Source organism: Streptomyces sp. NPDC027185, assembly GCF_055567035.1.
In genome coordinates, this window is record NZ_JBVHRF010000005.1 from 497,657 (window position 1) to 515,965 (window position 18,309).

Annotated in this window: 12 protein-coding genes and 2 tRNA genes; 12 read left to right on the top strand and 2 right to left on the bottom strand. The window is 73.4% G+C overall.

Features of this window, described 5'->3' with window-relative positions; translation table 11 throughout:
- Window positions 1–21 precede the first annotated feature (21 nt).
- The 9 genes from recF to ACZ4M8_RS19545 all read left to right on the top strand — a co-directional run bounded on the left by recF (window position 22) and on the right by ACZ4M8_RS19545 (window position 11,522).
- Window positions 22–1,197 carry a DNA replication/repair protein RecF gene (gene recF, locus ACZ4M8_RS19505; protein ID WP_467608948.1) on the top strand — a complete coding sequence of 392 codons (1,176 nt, stop codon included), beginning with the start codon at window positions 22–24 and terminating at the stop codon, window positions 1,195–1,197.
- On the top strand, window positions 1,194–1,727 hold the full coding sequence (locus ACZ4M8_RS19510; RefSeq protein WP_467608949.1) for a DciA family protein: 534 nt from the start codon (window positions 1,194–1,196) through the stop codon (window positions 1,725–1,727). Before recF ends, ACZ4M8_RS19510 begins: the two co-directional genes overlap by 4 nt.
- 320 nt (window positions 1,728–2,047) lie before the next feature.
- Entirely contained in the window at window positions 2,048–4,102 is a 2,055-nt protein-coding gene (gene gyrB / locus ACZ4M8_RS19515) for a DNA topoisomerase (ATP-hydrolyzing) subunit B (RefSeq protein WP_467608952.1), read from the top strand.
- Window positions 4,103–4,150: 48 nt separating this feature from the next.
- A complete protein-coding gene (gene gyrA / locus ACZ4M8_RS19520) occupies window positions 4,151–6,772 on the top strand; it encodes a DNA gyrase subunit A (RefSeq protein WP_467608954.1) in 2,622 nt (873 codons plus the stop codon).
- 16 nt (window positions 6,773–6,788) lie between these two features.
- The gene (locus ACZ4M8_RS19525; RefSeq protein ID WP_399088435.1) at window positions 6,789–7,442 is read left to right on the top strand and encodes a DUF3566 domain-containing protein; all 654 of its coding nucleotides are present in this window, start codon (window positions 6,789–6,791) and stop codon (window positions 7,440–7,442) included.
- Window positions 7,443–7,530: 88 nt separating this feature from the next.
- A tRNA-Ile gene (locus ACZ4M8_RS19530) sits at window positions 7,531–7,604 on the top strand.
- Window positions 7,605–7,784: 180 nt separating this feature from the next.
- A complete protein-coding gene (locus ACZ4M8_RS19535) occupies window positions 7,785–7,919 on the top strand; it encodes a DLW-39 family protein (protein WP_003958712.1) in 135 nt (44 codons plus the stop codon).
- Window positions 7,920–8,127: 208 nt separating this feature from the next.
- Window positions 8,128–10,140 (top strand): hypothetical protein, encoded by a 2,013-nt coding sequence (locus ACZ4M8_RS19540; protein ID WP_467608957.1) that lies wholly within the window; start codon window positions 8,128–8,130, stop codon window positions 10,138–10,140.
- On the top strand, window positions 10,134–11,522 hold the full coding sequence (locus tag ACZ4M8_RS19545) for a hypothetical protein (RefSeq protein WP_467608959.1): 1,389 nt from the start codon (window positions 10,134–10,136) through the stop codon (window positions 11,520–11,522). The genes ACZ4M8_RS19540 and ACZ4M8_RS19545 overlap by 7 nt, the downstream gene beginning before the upstream one ends.
- Before the next feature lie 3 nt (window positions 11,523–11,525).
- On the opposite strand, the gene ACZ4M8_RS19550 is transcribed toward ACZ4M8_RS19545, so the two are convergent.
- Window positions 11,526–12,830: a serine/threonine-protein kinase gene (locus tag ACZ4M8_RS19550; RefSeq protein ID WP_467608962.1), complete on the bottom strand. Its 1,305-nt coding sequence runs from the start codon at window positions 12,828–12,830 to the stop codon at window positions 11,526–11,528.
- Between the two features lie 123 nt (window positions 12,831–12,953).
- Complete coding sequence (locus ACZ4M8_RS19555) at window positions 12,954–13,502, bottom strand: helix-turn-helix domain-containing protein (RefSeq protein ID WP_467608964.1); 549 nt, start codon at window positions 13,500–13,502, stop codon at window positions 12,954–12,956.
- Between the two features lie 128 nt (window positions 13,503–13,630).
- Here ACZ4M8_RS19555 and ACZ4M8_RS19560 point away from each other — a divergent pair.
- The 3 genes from ACZ4M8_RS19560 (at window position 13,631) to ACZ4M8_RS19570 (ending at window position 18,224) form a co-directional block, all read left to right on the top strand.
- Window positions 13,631–13,703, top strand: a tRNA-Ala gene (locus ACZ4M8_RS19560).
- A 358-nt stretch (window positions 13,704–14,061) separates the two neighbouring features.
- On the top strand, window positions 14,062–16,866 hold the full coding sequence (locus ACZ4M8_RS19565; protein WP_467608966.1) for a DEAD/DEAH box helicase: 2,805 nt from the start codon (window positions 14,062–14,064) through the stop codon (window positions 16,864–16,866).
- Window positions 16,866–18,224: an SWIM zinc finger family protein gene (locus ACZ4M8_RS19570; protein ID WP_467608969.1), complete on the top strand. Its 1,359-nt coding sequence runs from the start codon at window positions 16,866–16,868 to the stop codon at window positions 18,222–18,224. The genes ACZ4M8_RS19565 and ACZ4M8_RS19570 overlap by 1 nt, the downstream gene beginning before the upstream one ends.
- The last annotated feature ends 85 nt before the right edge of the window (window positions 18,225–18,309 follow it).

Here is an 18,309-nt window from a genome sequence, read left to right on the forward strand (position 1 = left end):
GCGGGAGGTCGGCGCAGCTCCATGCACGTCACGCATCTGTCGCTCGCCGACTTCCGCTCGTACGCCCGGGTCGAGGTCCCGCTCGAACCGGGCGTCACGGCGTTCGTGGGCCCCAACGGCCAGGGCAAGACCAACCTTGTCGAGGCGGTCGGCTATCTGGCGACGCTCGGCAGCCACCGGGTCTCCTCGGACGCGCCGCTGGTGCGGATGGGCGCCGAGCGCGCCATCGTCCGCGCCGCGGTGGCCCAGGGGGACCGGCAGCAGCTGATCGAGCTGGAGCTGAATCCGGGCCGCGCCAACCGCGCCCGGATCAACCGCTCCTCCCAGGTGAAGCCGCGCGATGTGCTCGGCATCGTCCGTACGGTGCTCTTCGCGCCGGAGGATCTGGCGCTGATCAAGGGCGATCCCGGGGAGCGGCGGCGGTTCCTGGACGAGCTGATCACCGCGCGGGCACCGCGGATGGCCGGGGTGCGCGGCGACTACGACCGCGTCCTCAAACAGCGCAACACCCTGCTGAAGTCCGCGGCGCTCGCCCGGCGCCACGGTGGCCGGAAGATGGACCTGTCGACGCTGGACATCTGGGATCAGCATCTGGCGCGCGCCGGTGCCGAGCTGCTGGCGCAGCGGCTCGATCTGATCGCCGCGCTGCGTCCGCTGACGGACAAGGCGTACGCCCAACTGGCGCCCGGCGGCGGCCCGGTGGGCCTGGAGTACCGCGGTTCGGCGGGCGAGGCGATGGCCCGCGCGACCAACCGCGAGGAGCTGTACGGCGCGCTGCTCGAAGCGCTCGGCGAGGCGCGGAAGAACGAGATCGAGCGCGGGGTGACGCTGGTCGGTCCGCACCGCGACGAACTGCTGCTCAAGCTGGGCGAGCTGCCCGCGAAGGGGTACGCCAGCCACGGTGAGTCCTGGTCGTTCGCGCTGGCGCTGCGGCTCGCCTCGTACGACCTGCTGCGGTCGGAGGGGGAGCTGCCGCAGGCGCCGGAGGGCGGCGGGCGGCGCAGCGGTGAGCCGGTGCTCGTCCTCGACGACGTCTTCGCCGAGCTGGACGCGCGGCGCCGGGAGCGGCTGGCGGAGCTGGTGGCGCCGGGCGAGCAGGTGCTGGTCACGGCGGCGGTCGAGGACGATGTGCCGGGGGCGCTGGCCGGGCGGCGGTTCGCGGTGTCCGGTGGCACGGTCCGTGCGGAGACGCCGTGAGCGAGGGGCCCGCGAAGAAGCCGGAGCCGGAGCTGTCGGGTATCGATCTGGCCCGGCAGGCGCTGGTGGCGGCGAAGGAGCAGGCGCGGGCGCGGGGCGCCGCAGCCCAGCAGAAGAAGCAGGCGCGCCGCGGCGGCGGACTGCGCTCGGGCGCGCGGGCCGACGGCCGCGATCCGCTGCCGCTGGGCGCCGCGATCAACCGTCTGATCACCGAGCGCGGCTGGGAGACCCCGGCGGCGGTCGGCGGGGTGATGGGCCGCTGGCCGCAGCTGGTCGGCCCCGAGGTGGCGCAGCACTGCGAGCCGCAGCGGTACGACGAGGACGCCCGGGTGCTGACGGTGCAGTGCGATTCGACGGCGTGGGCGACGCAGTTGCGGCTGCTGGCCCCGCAGTTGGTGCGGCGGCTCAACCAGGACCTGGGCCAGGGCACCGTGAAGCTCCTCAAGGTGCTGGGTCCGGGCGGTCCGGCGCGGCGGTACGGACCGCTGCGGGCGCCCGGAAGCACGGGCCCCGGGGACACGTACGGATGAGGCGGTTCGGGCCTCCCGTGACGGTTGTGCACACAGGTTGTGGATGAGACTCCGCTCACGGTTGCGACCGGTTGACAGCCCGAAGCGCTGAGTGCCGGTGTGAGCGTCCTGAGGCCCCGTTCCAGATATGGGGAGTCGGCGGACGTGAGTTCAGGGCGGCACATGCGGACTCAGGTACCCGCAAAGCCCCATGAGTGTCAGCGCCACCGGTACACTGGTACGTAATCCCGCCGGATCGCGGGACACGTCGATCAAGACAGAACGACGCAGCCGCTCCCCTTCGACTCTGTGGGGTGTCCCCCACAGGCTGGGGAGGGCTCGTGCTGTGCCAGAAAGGGCGCTTCGTGGCCGACTCCGGCGACCTCAACGAGAACAACACGGCTTCCACCGAAGAGGGGGTCCCGGCAGGCGCCGTGGACGGCGCCTCCGGTGAGAAGTCGTACGACGCCAGCGCGATCACCGTCCTGGAGGGCCTGGACGCGGTACGCAAGCGCCCCGGCATGTACATCGGCTCGACCGGTGAGCGCGGTCTGCACCACCTGGTGCAGGAGGTCGTCGACAACTCCGTCGACGAGGCGATGGCCGGGCACGCCGACACCATCGACGTCACGATCCTCGCCGACGGCGGCGTGCGCGTCGTCGACAACGGCCGTGGCATCCCGGTCGGCATCGTCCCGTCGGAGAACAAGCCCGCCGTCGAGGTCGTCATGACGGTCCTGCACGCGGGCGGCAAGTTCGGCGGCGGCGGGTACGCGGTCTCCGGCGGTCTGCACGGCGTGGGTGTCTCCGTGGTGAACGCGCTGTCCACCCGGGTGGCGGTCGAGGTCCGTACGGACGGCCACCGCTGGACGCAGGAGTACAAGCTCGGTGTGCCGACCGCCCCGCTGGCGCGGCACGAGGCGACGGACGAGACCGGTACGTCGGTGACGTTCTGGGCCGACGGCGACATCTTCGAGACCACCGTCTACAGCTTCGAGACGCTCTCGCGCCGCTTCCAGGAGATGGCGTTCCTCAACAAGGGCCTGGCGATCTCGCTGACCGACGAGCGCCCGGACCACGTGGACGAGGAGGGCAAGCCGCTCTCCGTCCGCTACCACTACGAGGGCGGCATCGTCGACTTCGTGAAGTACCTGAACTCCCGCAAGGGTGAACTGGTGCATCCGACGGTCATCGACGTCGAGGCCGAGGACAAGGAGCGGCTGCTCTCCGCGGAGATCGCGATGCAGTGGAACACCCAGTACAGCGAGGGTGTCTACAGCTTCGCCAACACCATCCACACCCACGAGGGCGGCACCCACGAAGAGGGCTTCCGCGCGGCGCTGACGGGTCTGATCAACCGTTACGCCCGGGACAAGAAGCTGCTGCGGGAGAAGGACGACAACCTCACGGGTGAGGACATCCGCGAGGGTCTGACCGCGATCATCTCCGTCAAGCTGGGCGAGCCGCAGTTCGAGGGCCAGACGAAGACGAAGCTCGGCAACACCGAGGCGAAGACCTTCGTCCAGAAGGTCGTCCACGAGCACCTGACGGACTGGCTGGACCGCAACCCCAACGAGGCCGCGGACATCATCCGCAAGGGCATCCAGGCGGCCACCGCCCGTGTCGCGGCCCGTAAGGCGCGCGATCTGACCCGCCGTAAGGGGCTGCTGGAGACGGCGTCGCTGCCGGGCAAGCTGAGCGACTGCCAGTCCAACGACCCGACCAAGTGCGAGATCTTCATCGTCGAGGGTGACTCCGCCGGCGGCTCGGCCAAGTCCGGCCGTAACCCGGAGTACCAGGCGATCCTCCCGATCCGCGGCAAGATCCTCAACGTCGAGAAGGCCCGGGTCGACAAGATCCTCCAGAACAACGAGGTCCAGGCGCTGATCTCGGCGTTCGGCACCGGTGTGCACGAGGACTTCGACATCGAGAAGCTCCGCTACCACAAGATCATCTTGATGGCGGACGCCGACGTCGACGGCCAGCACATCAACACCCTGCTGCTGACCTTCCTCTTCCGCTTCATGCGGCCGCTGGTCGAGGCGGGCCACGTCTACCTCTCCCGCCCGCCGCTGTACAAGATCAAGTGGGGCCGGGACGACTTCGAGTACGCCTACTCCGACCCCGAGCGGGACGCCCTGATCGAGCGCGGCAAGCAGGCCGGCAAGCGCATCAAGGACGACTCCGTCCAGCGCTTCAAGGGTCTCGGTGAGATGAACGCCGAGGAGCTGCGCGTCACCACGATGGACGCCGACCACCGCGTGCTCGGCCAGGTCTCCCTGGACGACGCGGCCCGCGCCGACGACCTGTTCTCGGTGCTGATGGGTGAGGACGTCGAGGCGCGTCGCTCGTTCATCCAGCGCAACGCCAAGGACGTCCGCTTCCTCGACATCTGAGTCTGTCGGCCCCTCAACAGCCGCAGCGCGAAAGGACTTTGAACCACCATGGCCGACGAGACTCCCCCCGTGACCCCGGACGGCACCACCGCCGAGGGCGCACCCGCCACCATCGAGGGCGTGGGTATGCGCGTAGAGCCGGTCGGGCTCGAAACGGAGATGCAGCGCTCCTACCTCGACTACGCGATGTCCGTCATCGTCTCGCGTGCGCTGCCCGACGTCCGCGACGGTCTCAAGCCGGTGCACCGCCGCGTGCTCTACGCGATGTACGACGGCGGGTACCGCCCCGAGAAGGGCTTCTACAAGTGCGCCCGCGTCGTCGGTGACGTCATGGGTACGTACCACCCGCACGGCGACTCCTCGATCTACGACGCGCTGGTCCGCCTGGCGCAGCCCTGGTCGATGCGGATGCCGCTGGTCGACTCCAACGGCAACTTCGGCTCCCCGGGCAACGACCCGGCGGCTGCCATGCGGTACACCGAGTGCAAGATGAAGCAGCTCTCGATGGAGATGCTGCGGGACATCGACGAGGAGACCGTCGATTTCCAGGACAACTACGACGGCCGGAACCAGGAGCCGACGGTCCTGCCGTCCCGCTTCCCGAACCTGCTGATCAACGGCTCGGCCGGCATCGCGGTCGGTATGGCCACCAACATCCCGCCGCACAACCTCCGCGAGGTCGCCGCCGGTGCCCAGTGGGCGCTGGAGAACCCGGACGCCTCCTCGGAGGAGCTGCTGGAGGCGCTGATCGAGCGGATCAAGGGCCCCGACTTCCCGACCGGCGCGCTGGTGGTGGGCCGCAAGGGCATCGAGGAGGCGTACCGCACCGGCCGCGGCTCGATCACGATGCGCGCGGTGGTGGCGGTCGAGGAGATCCAGAACCGCCAGTGCCTGGTCGTCACCGAGCTGCCCTACCAGGTCAACCCGGACAACCTCGCGCAGAAGATCGCCGACCTCGTCAAGGACGGCAAGATCGGCGGCATCGCTGACGTCCGTGACGAGACGTCGTCCCGTACGGGCCAGCGGCTGGTCATCGTCCTCAAGCGGGACGCGGTCGCCAAGGTCGTGCTCAACAACCTCTACAAGCACACCGACCTGCAGACCAACTTCGGCGCCAACATGCTCGCGCTGGTCGACGGGGTGCCGCGCACCCTCTCGCTGGACGCGTTCATCCGCCACTGGGTCACCCACCAGGTCGAGGTCATCGTCCGCCGCACCCGCTTCCGGCTGCGCAAGGCCGAGGAGCGGGCGCACATCCTGCGCGGTCTGCTCAAGGCGCTGGACGCGATCGACGAGGTCATCGCGCTGATCCGGCGCAGTGAGACCGTCGAGGTGGCGCGTGAGGGGCTGATGGGCCTGCTCGCCATCGACGAGATCCAGGCCAACGCGATCCTGGAGATGCAGCTGCGCCGGCTGGCCGCCCTGGAGCGCCAGAAGATCACCGCCGAGCACGACGAGCTGCAGCAGAAGATCGACGAGTACAAGGCGATCCTCGCCTCGCCGGAGAAGCAGCGGCAGATCATCAGCGAGGAACTGGCCGCGCTGGTCGAGAAGTTCGGCGACGACCGCCGCTCCAAGATGGTGCCCTTCGAGGGCGACATGTCCATCGAGGACCTGATCGCCGAGGAGGACATCGTCGTCACCATCACGCGTGGCGGCTACGTCAAGCGCACCAAGACCGACGACTACCGCTCCCAGAAGCGCGGCGGCAAGGGCGTCCGCGGCACGAAGCTGAAGGAAGACGACATCGTCGACCACTTCTTCGTCTCGACCACCCACCACTGGCTGCTGTTCTTCACCAACAAGGGCCGCGTCTACCGCGCCAAGGCGTACGAGCTGCCGGACGCCGGACGGGACGCGCGCGGCCAGCACGTCGCCAACCTCCTGGCCTTCCAGCCGGACGAGCAGATCGCCCGCATCCTGGCGATCCGCGACTACGAGGCCGCGCCGTACCTCGTCCTCGCCACCAAGGCGGGCCTGGTGAAGAAGACGCCGCTGAAGGACTACGACTCGCCGCGCTCCGGCGGTGTCATCGCGATCAACCTCCGTGAGCAGGAGGACGGCAGCGATGACGAGCTGATCGGCGCCGAGCTGGTCTCCGGCGCCGACGATCTGCTGCTGATCAGCAAGAAGGCCCAGTCGATCCGTTTCACCGCCACCGACGAGGCGCTGCGCCCGATGGGCCGCGCCACCTCCGGTGTGAAGGGCATGAGCTTCCGCGAGGGCGACGAGCTGCTGTCGATGAACGTCGTACGGGCGGGGACGTTCGTCTTCACCGCGACGGACGGCGGCTACGCCAAGCGCACGCCGGTGGACGAGTACCGCGTCCAGGGCCGCGGTGGTCTCGGCATCAAGGCGGCCAAGATCGTGGAGGACCGCGGTTCGCTGGTCGGCGCGCTGGTCGTCGAGGAGAGCGACGAGATTCTCGCCATCACCCTCGGCGGTGGCGTCATTCGTACGCGGGTCAACGAGGTCCGGGAGACCGGTCGTGACACGATGGGCGTCCAACTGATCAACCTGGGCAAGCGCGATGCCGTCGTCGGCATCGCACGGAACGCCGAGGCCGGACGCGAAGCCGAAGAGGTCGACGGGGCCGAGGGGCCCGAGGAGACCGCTGAGGCGGCGGGTGCCGAGCCGGCGGCCGAGGGCGGGCAGCCCGCGGCGGAATAAGCACAAGGAGTAGGTCGTGAGTGGAGCCACGGGCGCTGCGGCGGGTGGAACGGGAGCCGGGAAGGGCACCTCGTCCGGACCCGCGACCGTGACGAAGGACAGCGCCCGTGGCTCCGGCACGTCCGGCAGCCCCGAGGGGGGAAGCATGACCGATACCCGTCAGCCGTATCCGCAGCACTCACAGCCGCAGCCCGAGGCACAGCCGCCGCACAAGCCGTACGAGCCGCCGCGGGCGTACCCGGCGGACGGCGGCACCGGTTCGGTGCGGCTGCCGCGCACCGACGCCCGTACGGCGCCGCGTACCCGTAAGGCGCGGCTGCGGGTGGCGCGTACCGATCCCTGGTCGGTGATGAAGGTGAGCTTCCTGCTCTCCCTCGCGCTGGGCGTCTGCACGATCGTGGCGGTCGCCGTGCTGTGGATGGTGATGGACGCGATGGGCGTCTTCTCCACGGTCGGTACGGCGATCAGCGAGGCGAGCGGCTCCGCCGACGGCAAGGGCTTCGACCTCCAGTCGTTCCTGTCGCTGCCGCGGGTGCTGCTCTTCACCACCGTCATCGCGGTGATCGACGTGGTGCTGGCGACGGCGCTGGCGACGCTCGGTTCGTTCATCTACAACCTGTCGGCGGGCTTCGTCGGCGGGGTGGAGCTGACGCTCGCCGAGGACGAATGACCCGGCGTGGGGCGGGCCGTGAGGGCGGCCCGCCCCTCGATTTTGGGAACGCCTCTGAAGTGCGCTAATCTTCTGGTGCAGCGAACGAGCGGCTATAGCTCAGACGGTTAGAGCGCTTCCCTGATAAGGAAGAGGTCCCAGGTTCAAGTCCTGGTAGCCGCACCGCCCATCGGCCCGGCCGGAGATTTCTCCGGCCGGGCCGATGTCGTTGGCGGGGGCGCGAGTTGGAGCGGTCGTAGGTCGCTCGTCGCCCGGTGCGCAGGAGATAACCGATCGGTATCGGCCGGTGTGTATCATCGGCCCACATAGGTCCCCTACGTCAACGAAAGACGAGGTCGCGCGGTGAAGAAGCTTCTCCTGGTCGCACTGGCCGCCATCGGCGGGCTCCTCGTGTACCGCCAGATCCAGGCGGATCGCGCCGAGCAGGATCTGTGGACGGAGGCGACCGACTCCGTGCCCGCAGGTTCGGGTGTGTGAGACCAGACGCCCAGCACAGTTTGTACGGACCCCGGTTGCCACTGGCTTCCGGGGTTTCGTGCGTCGGGGTGGGTGCGGGTGGCACCCGGGGTACGGACGCCGTGGTGCGGCCGTGGCTCCGCCCCTTGTGTTCGCCATAGCACATGATTGAGTTGCACTAGCAAAGTCACGTGGTGGGGTACCCGTACGGCGCGAGGGGGACGAGGGCATGGCACGACGGCATCGACGGTGGCGTACGGCGCTGACCTGCGGTTTGTTGCTGGCGTCGGCCGCGGCGCCGGCGCACGCCGCCCGTATGGACCCGGCCGCCCGCGCCGGCGGCGGCACGGCGGTGGTCCTCGGCTCCGCCGGCGCGACGGCGCGGGACGCCGGCTCCGGCATCAGCCGGATCGCCGCCGCCCGTAAGCCCGTCGGAGCCGTCGTCGACGCTCTGCCGGAGGGGCCGCCCGCCGGGCTGCGGGCCTCCGGGGCCGGTGGGGCGCGGGGGTGTGACGACGACGCCCGATCGGTGCGGTCCGTCGCGCCGACCGGCCGTGCCGGGCTGACGGAGGCGGTCGCCGCCGTCGGGCCCGAGGGGGACCGCCGCAGCGGGCGGGCGGTCCGGGCTGCCGTGGCCGATCTGCGGGCGCCCGGCGGGAGTTCCGGCGGTGACCGGGCGGTCCGGCCGGTCCTGGACGGTGAGGGCGGCTGCCGGACGCCGTCGCCGTGCGCGGACCGGGGCGGCGGCTCCGCCGGTGAGTTGCGGATCGACGCCACCGGCTTCCAGGTGTCCGGTCCGCTCCGGCGGCGGCGGGAGTGCGCGGCAGGGGCGGGCGACGGGCGGTACGACGCCTCGGACGCCGCCGTGCCCGCCCGGCAGGCCCGGCAGGCGGGGCAGCTCCGGAAGGCCGGGCAACTCTCCGTCGGTGCCTACCGCTTGCAGGGTGAGCGGGTACGCGGCGCGGCGTCCCGGGAGAGTGCGCCGGGCCTTACACCCGGTCAGTACACCGACACCATCGGCCCGAACGAGAAGCGGTACTACGCCGTCGATCTGGACGCCGCCTCCACCGCGGACTTCTCGGCGACGCTGGCGCCGAGACCCGGCGCCGCCGTCGGCCTCTCGGACGGGCTGCACACCGAGCTGGCGTACGGCACCGCCGGTGTCTGCGGGTCCGTCACACAGCTCTTCGGCCAGCGGGAGGGGGCCACTCCGCTCACCTCCGGTCTCAGCCGGGTGCCGTCGGAGAGCGGCTACCGCAGCTGTGACAAGGCCGGGCGGTACTGGTTCGTCGTCGAGCGCAGGGCGGGACGCGGGGCGGACGCCGCACGGTGGCCGGTGGAGCTGACGTTTCACGTGGAACATCCGCTGGAGAAGGGCGTCACCCCCGCGCAGTCGGCGCCGGAGTACGGCGCGGGCGGCAAGGACGCGGTCCTGCCCGCGGGCGCCCCGAAGGACGTCCGGGGCGGCACCGGCTTCAACGACGCCCGGACGCTGGGCCAGGGCGTCTGGCGCGATCGGCTGCAGCCCGCCCGGACGCTCTGGTACAAGGTGCCGGTCGGCTGGGGCCAGCAGCTCCGCTACGACGTGCAGTTCGCCAACGAGCCCGCGGCGAACGGCCGCAGTACGCACTACTCGTACGCGGCCACCCAGGTCTACACACCGGACCGGGTGCCGGTGGGCAACGGCACCGGCGAGTTCACCTCCCGCAGGCCGTACACCGGGAAACCGACGTCGCTGCGGATGGGGACCGTGCCGGTGGCCTGGAGCAACCGCTACGAGTCCGGCACCCATGTCGTACCGGTGCACCGCGCCGGGAACTTCTACCTCGCGGTGACGCTGGGCGCCGACGCTGCCCGGTCCGTGCCGAACGCGCAGGTCGGGGTGGTGCTGCGGGTCGCCGTTCTGGGGACGGCGAAGTCCGGCCCGGGGGCGGGCGCGGGCCGGGCCGCCCACACCGCGTCCGGTGGAACGGCACCGGAAGAGGAGAACGGCCGGCTGTCCGGGGGCGGTGGCTGGAAGCCCGGCCCGGTCGTGGCCGGATGCTCCCTCGGGGTGGGTGTCCTGCTGCTGGCCGGGCTCGCCGGGGCGTACCTCCGGGCACGCCGCCCGGCGCGGGACGGCGCGGGGAGCGGCCCGGTGGACCCGCGGACGGCGGGCGGTACGGTGCGGCCGGCCGTTCCGGGGCAGGAGCACCGGGCGCGGGAGCGGCGGAGGAACGCGGCGAAGGGGGAGCCATGGTGACGGGGTGTGCGATCCGGAGGGGCACCGCCGTACTGGCGGTGCTCTCGGCGGTGGCACTGGCGCCGGGCGCGGTGGGCACGGCGTCCGCCGCCGCGGACACCGCGGACGTACCCCGCTACACCACGGCGCCGGACGCCACCCCGGTCAAGGGGCGGGCCGGTGCGGCAGACGCCCCGGAGATCGGCAGGGGGACGTACACCGACGTCATCGGGCGCGGGGAGCGGAAGTACTACACCGTGCCGCTCGACGCGAAGTCCACCGCGTACTTCTCGGTGGTCGCCGCGCCGCCGCCGGGCACCAAGGTCGAGGACCACGCGGACCGGATCAAGATCAGCGTGCAGGACGCCGACGGCACCATCTGCGACCGGGAGGCCGATCCGGCGTTCCGCGCGGACGGCACGGCGTACCCCATCGCCGACCACGCCACCCGCGGTGTGGACGGCGACGGCGCGCGGTGCCGGAGCGCCGGGGCGTACTACCTCGTCGTCAGCCGGGAGGGACCGGCGACCTCCGGGCCGCAGGCGTGGCCGATCGAGATCACCCATCTCTCCGAGCCGGGACTCAAGGGCACCCCGCCCGCCGCGCCCACGGAGGGCGGTTGGCCGTCGGCCACGCCCCCGCCGCCGGCCTCCGGTACCGAGCGGCAGGCGCGCGGCGGCAGCGGTTTCCACAACGCGGGCTCCGTGAGCACGGGGCTGTGGCGGGACCGCATCCGGCCCGGCGAGTCCCGTTTCTACCGGGTGCCGGTCGACTGGGGTCAGCGCCTGAACCTCAGCGCGGAACTGCCCGACGCGGCCACCGGCGGTGAGGGCGTCGCGAAGGCGCTCGGGGTGACCGCGTACAACCCGGCGCGCGGTGTGATCGACGACGACACCTTCGTCCTCCACGACGGGCGGCCCGCCGCCTCGAAGCTGTTCACCGCGCCCGTCGCGTACGGCAACCGCTTCGCCGCCTCCGACGAGGTGCGGGCCATGCGGGTCGCCGGCTGGTACTACCTGGAGGTCACGCTCCACCCGGACGCCGCGCGGTTCTTCCCGCGGGGCGCGGACCTCACGCTGCGGGTGGACGTCCGCGGCAAGGCCCGGCCGGGGCCGGGGTACGCCGCGCCCGCCGGGGACTTCTCCGTACGGCCCGGGGGCCGGGAGGCGGCGGAGCAGGGGCTGCCCGCACCGCCGTCGGACGGTGGCGGGCCTCTGCGGGCGCTGGGGTACGCCGGGCTCGGTACGGGGGCGGTGCTGCTGGCCGTCCTCGGGGCCTGGACGGTGCGGGCCCGCCGGGCGGCCGCCGCCGCCATGCTCTCCGCGCAGGCGCACGCCGCGGAGCCCACGTGGTCGGGCCCGCCGGCCCCGGGCGTCCCGCCCGGGTGGTCCGACCGCCGGTAGCGGTCAGGAGACGGTGAGCGCCCAGATGCCGAAGGCGATGCAGAGCAGCGCGACGACGAGCACGGGCACCGCCACCTTGGCCGGTGGCCCGGGACGCCGCGTGACGGGCGCGGTCGGCACCGGCACGGCGGGCGCCTGCGGCGAGGTGTAGGGCCGGGTGGCCGGCGGCTGCTGCCAGGCGCCGCCGGCAGGGTGGTACGTCCCCGCGGGCGGGGTGCCCGGAGGGGCGCCGGGCGGCGTGCCCGGGGGCGTCGCGGGGGCCGGGACGTACGGCGCGGCCACCGGGACCGGCGGGGTGGCGGGCGGCTGCGGGAGCCGTCCGGGCAGCGGCTGTCCGGGCGGGGCGAGGGCGAAGCTTTCGCTGCCGGAGGAGGAGCCGGGTGTGCCGGGTGCGCCGGGGCCGGGCGCGCCGCCGGCGTGCGGCGGGGCGAGCGGGCCCTGCGGCCCGAACCCCTCGGGCAGCGGGCCTATGTGGTCGAAGACCTCCACGGCCTCCTCGTCGATGCCCCCCTCGGGCAGCAGCTCGACGGCGGCCAGCACCGCCTTCCGCGCCCCGGTGGCGGTACGGAAGCGGGACTCCGGGTCGGGGTGGACCAGCGTCGCCAGCACCTGCCACAGCGGTTCCGGGACGCCTTCGGGCGCGTGCGGGACGCCGTGTTCGGTGAAGTGCCGCACCAGGGCGTCGGCGTCCGGTTTGGTGCCGGTGATCAGGTAGAGCGCCACCAGGCCGACCGCGAACAGGTCGGCGGGGAAGTCCGGTTCGGCGCCCAGCATCTGCTCGGGCGCGAAGTACCCGGGTGTGCCCACCACGTAGTTGGTCTCGGTCAGCCGCGGTTCGCCCTTGCGCATCGCGATGCCGAAGTCCGAGAGGCGCAGATGCGGCCGCCCGGTGCCGGTGGCCTCCAGCAGGATGTTGGCCGGTTTGATGTCGCGGTGCACCACGCCCTCGTCGTGCACCGCGGTCAGCCCGGCCAGCAGCTGGTCCAGCAGGACGCAGACGTACCGCGGGGGCAGCGGTCCGTAGTCGCCGATGAGGTGGGCGAGCGAGCCGCCGTGCACCAGATCCATGGTGAACAGGACCTTGGCGTCGTCGGCGGCCCAGCTCGCCGGGGCGAGGACGTGCGGGTGGTCGATCCGCAGCGCCTGTTCGCGGACGAACCGCAGCAGGGTGTGCGCGTCGCTCTGCTGGAGCACCTTCGCGGCGACGTAGCGGCGCCGCCGGTGGTCCCAGGCGCGCCAGACGGCGCCCACGCCTCCGCGCCCGACCGGGTCGACCAGTTCGTACCGCCCGGCGAAGATCTCACCCATGGTGCCCCGTCACTTTCCAACCTGTGCGTACCCGCGGTGACCGGCCCGGCCGGGCCGTGCCTCTCCGCTCGTCGCGGGCGTCCCGCCCGGTGGGCCGGTCCACGAGGAGCGGGAGGGCGCGGCCTAGCTCTGGTGCGCCTCGTAGTGGGCGACCGCGTCGCCGGTGCGGCCGGCACCGTAGACCCGGAGGAACTCTGCCAGCTCCGGGTGGGTGGCGGCGAGGGCGTTCGCCGCTTCGATGATCTCGCCGGCGTCCGAAACGGAGCGCAGCAGCGACTGGATCTCCCGCACCACGCGCCGCACGGTGGTCGAGCCGGTCGACGAGACGGTCTGCGAGGTGTTGCTCAGCACCGAACCGCCCGCGGTCTTCTTGATCTCGTCCATCCGGTCGGTGGCCTCGGCGGCGCTGACGCTGCCGTCGGCGACCTGACCGGCCAACTCCTGGAGCGCCTGGACCCGTTGGACCACGGCGGGGTTGCCTATCTTGGCCCGCTGACCGCTCATCAGCTGCGACAGCATCGGCGCGGAGAGACCGAGGACACCGGCGAGCCGGGCCTGGTTGAGCCCGAGGTCGTCGATGAGGCGGCGGAAGAGGGCGCCGAGCGGTTCCCCGTACCAATTGCGCTGCAGCTCCCGGGCCCGCGCGGTGGCTTCCTGCTGTGCTGCGTCCATGCCGTCTCCCCATCTCCCCGGTCACGCTTCGCTGCCGCGAATCTCGCGAAGCATCCTACGGAGAGCGACGGTGCCGGGCGATACCCGGTCGGGAAAGCACCCCCGCACCAGGTACCCTGGTCGGCGACGGGGCCTTAGCTCAGTTGGTAGAGCGCTGTCTTTGCATGGCAGATGTCAGGGGTTCGACTCCCCTAGGCTCCACTCCTCAAACCCCTCCGAACTGCGAGAACGCAGAGCGGAGGGGTTTTTCCGTGGGCCGCGGCGCGGCGTTGCGGCGGCGCCCGGCCCGCCCACCGCGCGGCGCTCCACGGGGGCGATACGCGCCGGGTGGTGCGGCCGCGTCCCCGTACCGGGACCCGGGGCGGCCTCGCGACCGGCGCCGCGGACCGGCTCCCGGCCTGGTCCGGCGCCGTTCCGGTCCGGTTTTTCTCGTCCGCCCGTTCGGGAACACCGCGGTCCCCGTCGTCGTTCACAGCACTCCGACGAGACCGGCTTTTCCACCGGACCGGTACCCGTCGGGCGGCAGTTCGGCGGGGAGAGCCAGGAGAGAGCGGTACGCATGACGGGGATGGCGCGCGAAGAGGCGGAGCTGCTGGCACGGTACGCGGCCGTGTTCGAGCCGGGCGATCCGGCGCGGACGGGCCGCGTCGTCTTCTGGGATCCGGCGGGCGGCGCCCCGCCGTCCGGACCGGCCACCGGTGAGCGGGGCACGGCCGAACTGGTGGTGCCCGGCGGCGCGGCGGGGGAGGCGGCGCCGCGCCGGGTGCCCGTGCTGCGGCTGCCCCTCGCCGACGCCTTCCCGGCGCTGGCGCTCGCCCGTGGCCGGGGCGGTGACGGCGTGCACCGGGCCGCGGCGTTCTGGGGCGGCGCACTCGCCCTGGGGCTGCATCTGACCGCCCGGGAGCGGCTGCTGCCCGGGGTCTCCGCCGGCGGGTACGACGCCTGGCGGGCCGGGCCCCTCGACGCCGAGGACGCCCGGCGGCTGCGGGAGCTGGCCGGGGCGGCGCCCGCCGAGGCGTACGCGGCGCCGGGCAGCGACCCCGCGGAGCTGGTGCGGGCGTTCGCCGACGCGGTCGCCGACACTCTGCCGCGCACCGCCGCGGCGCCCGCCGCCACGGGGCGCGACGCGTTCGCGGCCACCGCCCCGCAGTACGTCCCCCAGCTGCGGGAATGGGCCGAGGAGATGTCCGCCGGGCTCGACTCCGGCGTCCGGGTGGCGCTCCGGGTCGAGCTGACGGTGGACGGCGACCGGCCGCCCGCCGTCCACCTGGTGCCCCGGGTGCACAGCCTCGCCGATCCGGATCTCGCCCTCGACGCGGACGAGTTGTTCCGCAGCGCCGATCACGCGCTCGGCCCGCGCGCCCAGGCCGAGACGGTCCTCGCCGTCCGCCGGGCCGCCGGGGTGTGGCCGCCGCTGGAGCGGCTGATCCCGGTGCCGGGACGGCTCGCCCTGGACGACGCGGAGGTCCGGGAGCTGTTCTCGGGCGCCGCCGACCGGCTGACCGCCCACGGCGTCGACGTGATCCGGCCGCAGGACGCCACCCGGGGGCTGACCGCCCGGGTGGTGATCGGCCCCGATCGTGAACCGCCCGCCGAACTCCGTTCCTTCTTCGGCGGGGACGGCACCGTGGCCGTGCGGTGGCGGATCGAGCTGGACGGGGAACCGCTCACCGACGCGGAGCGGGCCGCCGTCGCCGCGGACGGCCGGGCCGTGGTGCGGCTGCGCGGGCGCTGGGCCCTCGTCGACGCCGCCCTGTCGCGCAAGGCACGCGAGCCGGACCTGCCGCCGCTGACCGCGATCGAGGCGCTCGCCGCGGCGCTGACCGGCCACGCCGAGGTGGGGCCGGAACGCGTCCGGGTCGCCCCCGGCCCCTGGCTGGACGCCCTGCGCCGGTGCCTGGACGCGCCCGAGGACGGCGCGCCCCCGCCGCAGCCGGCGGCGCTCACCGCCACCCTGCGCGACTACCAGCTGCACGGACTGCGCTGGCTGACGCGCATCACCGAACTGGGCCTCGGCGGCTGCCTCGCCGACGACATGGGCCTGGGCAAGACCGTCCAGCTGATCGCCCTGCACCTGGCCCGCCAGGACCGCGCGGACAGCCGCGGGCCCACGCTGGTGGTCTGCCCCGCCTCACTGCTCGGCAACTGGGAGCGCGAGGTGGGCCGGTTCGCCCCGGGCACGCCCGTACGGCGCCACCACGGTCCGGGCCGGACGCTCGACGGCGCCACCGACGGCTTCGTCCTCACCACGTACGGCACCATGCGGCAGGACGCGGAGGTGCTGGCCGGGCACGGCTGGGGGCTGGTGGTCGCGGACGAGGCCCAGCATGTGAAGAACGCCCGCTCCGGCACGGCGAAGGCGCTGCGGCTGATCCCCGCGCGGGCCCGGATCGCGCTGACCGGCACCCCGGTGGAGAACAGCCTCGCCGAGCTGTGGGCGGTCCTCGACTGGACCACCCCCGGGCTGCTCGGCGGATACGGGCGTTTCCGCCGCCGCTGGATCGGGCCCGTCGAGGCGGAGCGGCGGGAGGGCGTCGCGGAGCGGCCGGCCGCCCGTCTCCTCGCCGATCTGGTGCGGCCCTTCCTGCTGCGGCGGCGCAAGACCGATCCCGGCATCGCGCCCGAACTGCCGCCCAAGACCGAGACCGACCGTCCGGTGGCGCTCACCGGCGAGCAGGAGGCCCTCTACCGGAAGCAGGTCGAGTCGGTGATGGCGGAGATCCGGGCCGGCAGCGGCATCGCCCGCAGCGGCCTCGTCCTCAAACTGCTCACCGGCCTCAAACAGATCTGCAACCACCCGGCGCAGTTCCTCGGCGAGACGGACGGGCCGCTGCCCGGACGCTCCGGCAAGCTCGCCCTCCTCGACGAACTGCTGACCACCATCACCGCCGAGGACGGCGGGGCGCTGGTCTTCACGCAGTACGTCACGATGGGCCGGCTCCTCGAACGTCACCTGCGCGAACGGGGCGTCGAGGCGCGGTTCCTGCACGGCGGGACGCCCGTGTCCCGGCGGGAGGAGCTGGTGCGCGCGTTCCAGGACGGCGCCTTCCCGGTCTTCCTGCTGTCCCTGAAGGCGGCCGGTACCGGTCTGAACCTCACCCGCGCCGATCACGTCGTCCACTACGACCGCTGGTGGAACCCGGCGGTCGAGGCCCAGGCCACCGACCGCGCGTACCGCATCGGGCAGACCCGTCCGGTCCAGGTGCACCGGCTGATCGCCGAGGGCACGGTCGAGGACCGCATCGCGCGGCTGCTGGAGGCGAAGAAGGAGCTGGCCGACGCGGTGCTCGGCGCGGGCGAGCAGGCGCTGACCGAGCTGACCAACGCCGAACTGGCCCACCTCGTGGAACTGAGGAGCATCTGATGAACGGTTCGGACAGCGGCCGGGCGGTGGGCTTCCCCGCCTTCCCGGCGCGGCGCGGCGGACGCGTCCGCGGCCGGTCCTTCTGGGCGGCGTCCTGGGCCGACGCGGTCGAGGACACCTGGCCCGAGGCCGGCCCGCTGCGGGAGGGCCGCACCCTCGCGCGCGGCGGGCGGCTCGGCCCGGTCACCCTCGGCCCGGGGCGGATCGCGGCCGATGTGTACGGGGACGAGGAGACCCGCACCACCGTCCTCACCCCGCGTGAGCTGGATGACGAGACCTGGGAACGGCTCTGGGAACACTGCGCGGACCGGCCTGCCGTGGCCGGGGCGCTGCTGGCGGGCGAGGTGCCCGAGGAGTTGCTGGAGGCGGCGGAGGACGCCCGGGTGGGGCTGCTGCCCGGTTACGCGAACCTCGCCGCGGAGTGCGGCTGCGACAGCTTCGACCACCCCTGCCCGCACGCCGTGGCCCTCGCCCACCAGGTGGGATGGCTGCTCGACGAGGACCCCTGGCTGCTCCTCCTGCTGCGCGGCCGGGACACGGCGAGCGCCCTGGAGGAGCTGAAGTACGCCGTCCTGTTCCGGTCGATGGCCGGGGCGGCGGACGAGGCCGGTGAGGCCGAGGAGGCCGGCGGGCCGGACGGCGGTCAGCCGGACGGCGGGCCGGGCGGCGGGCCGGACGACCGGCTCTGGGAGGCCAACCGGCTGGCCTACGCCCGCCCCGCCGTCCCGCTGCCGCCGTTGCCACCGCTGCCCGCGCCGCGCCGGCGCCCCGCCACGGTCACCGGCATCGGCGCCGACCCCCTGGAACTCCTCGCCGCGGACGCCGCCGGCCGCGCCCGGGACCTGCTGGCCGCGCTGCTCACCGGCGCGGCGCCGCCCCCGCCCCTGGACCGGTGGCAGGACACCGTACGGCTCGCCGCCACCCACCCCGATCCGCGCGTGCGGGACCGGCTGCGGGAGACCGGCGGTGATCCGGAGGGGCTGGACCGGGCCGTGGCGGCCTGGCGCACCGGCGGCCGGGCCGGGCTGGCGGTCCTGGCGGAGCCCTGGGAGCCGTCCGGGCCGGAGGCGGCGCGGGCCCGTACCGCGCTGTCGGCCGCGTGGGAGGAGACGGAGGGCGGGGCGGCCGGGGAGCCGTCCCCGTTCACGGCGGACGGCAACCACTGGAGCCTGCCCGGCCGCGGCCTCCAGCTGCGGCTGGGCCGCGACGGACGCTGGTACCCCTACCGCCGCGTCTCCGGCGCCTGGTGGCCGGCGGGCGCCCCCGGCCCCGACCCGTCCTCGGCCCTGGCCGAGCTGCTGGAGCCGACCGGTACGGAGGAGGCGGAGGGAGCGACGGATCCGGCGGGCGGGATCTGAGCGGCGGCCCGCCCGCGGCGCCCGACCGGCTCCGTCGGCGGCCGCGTCCGCCCTGCCGGGCCCCTCACCGCCGGGGCGGACGCCC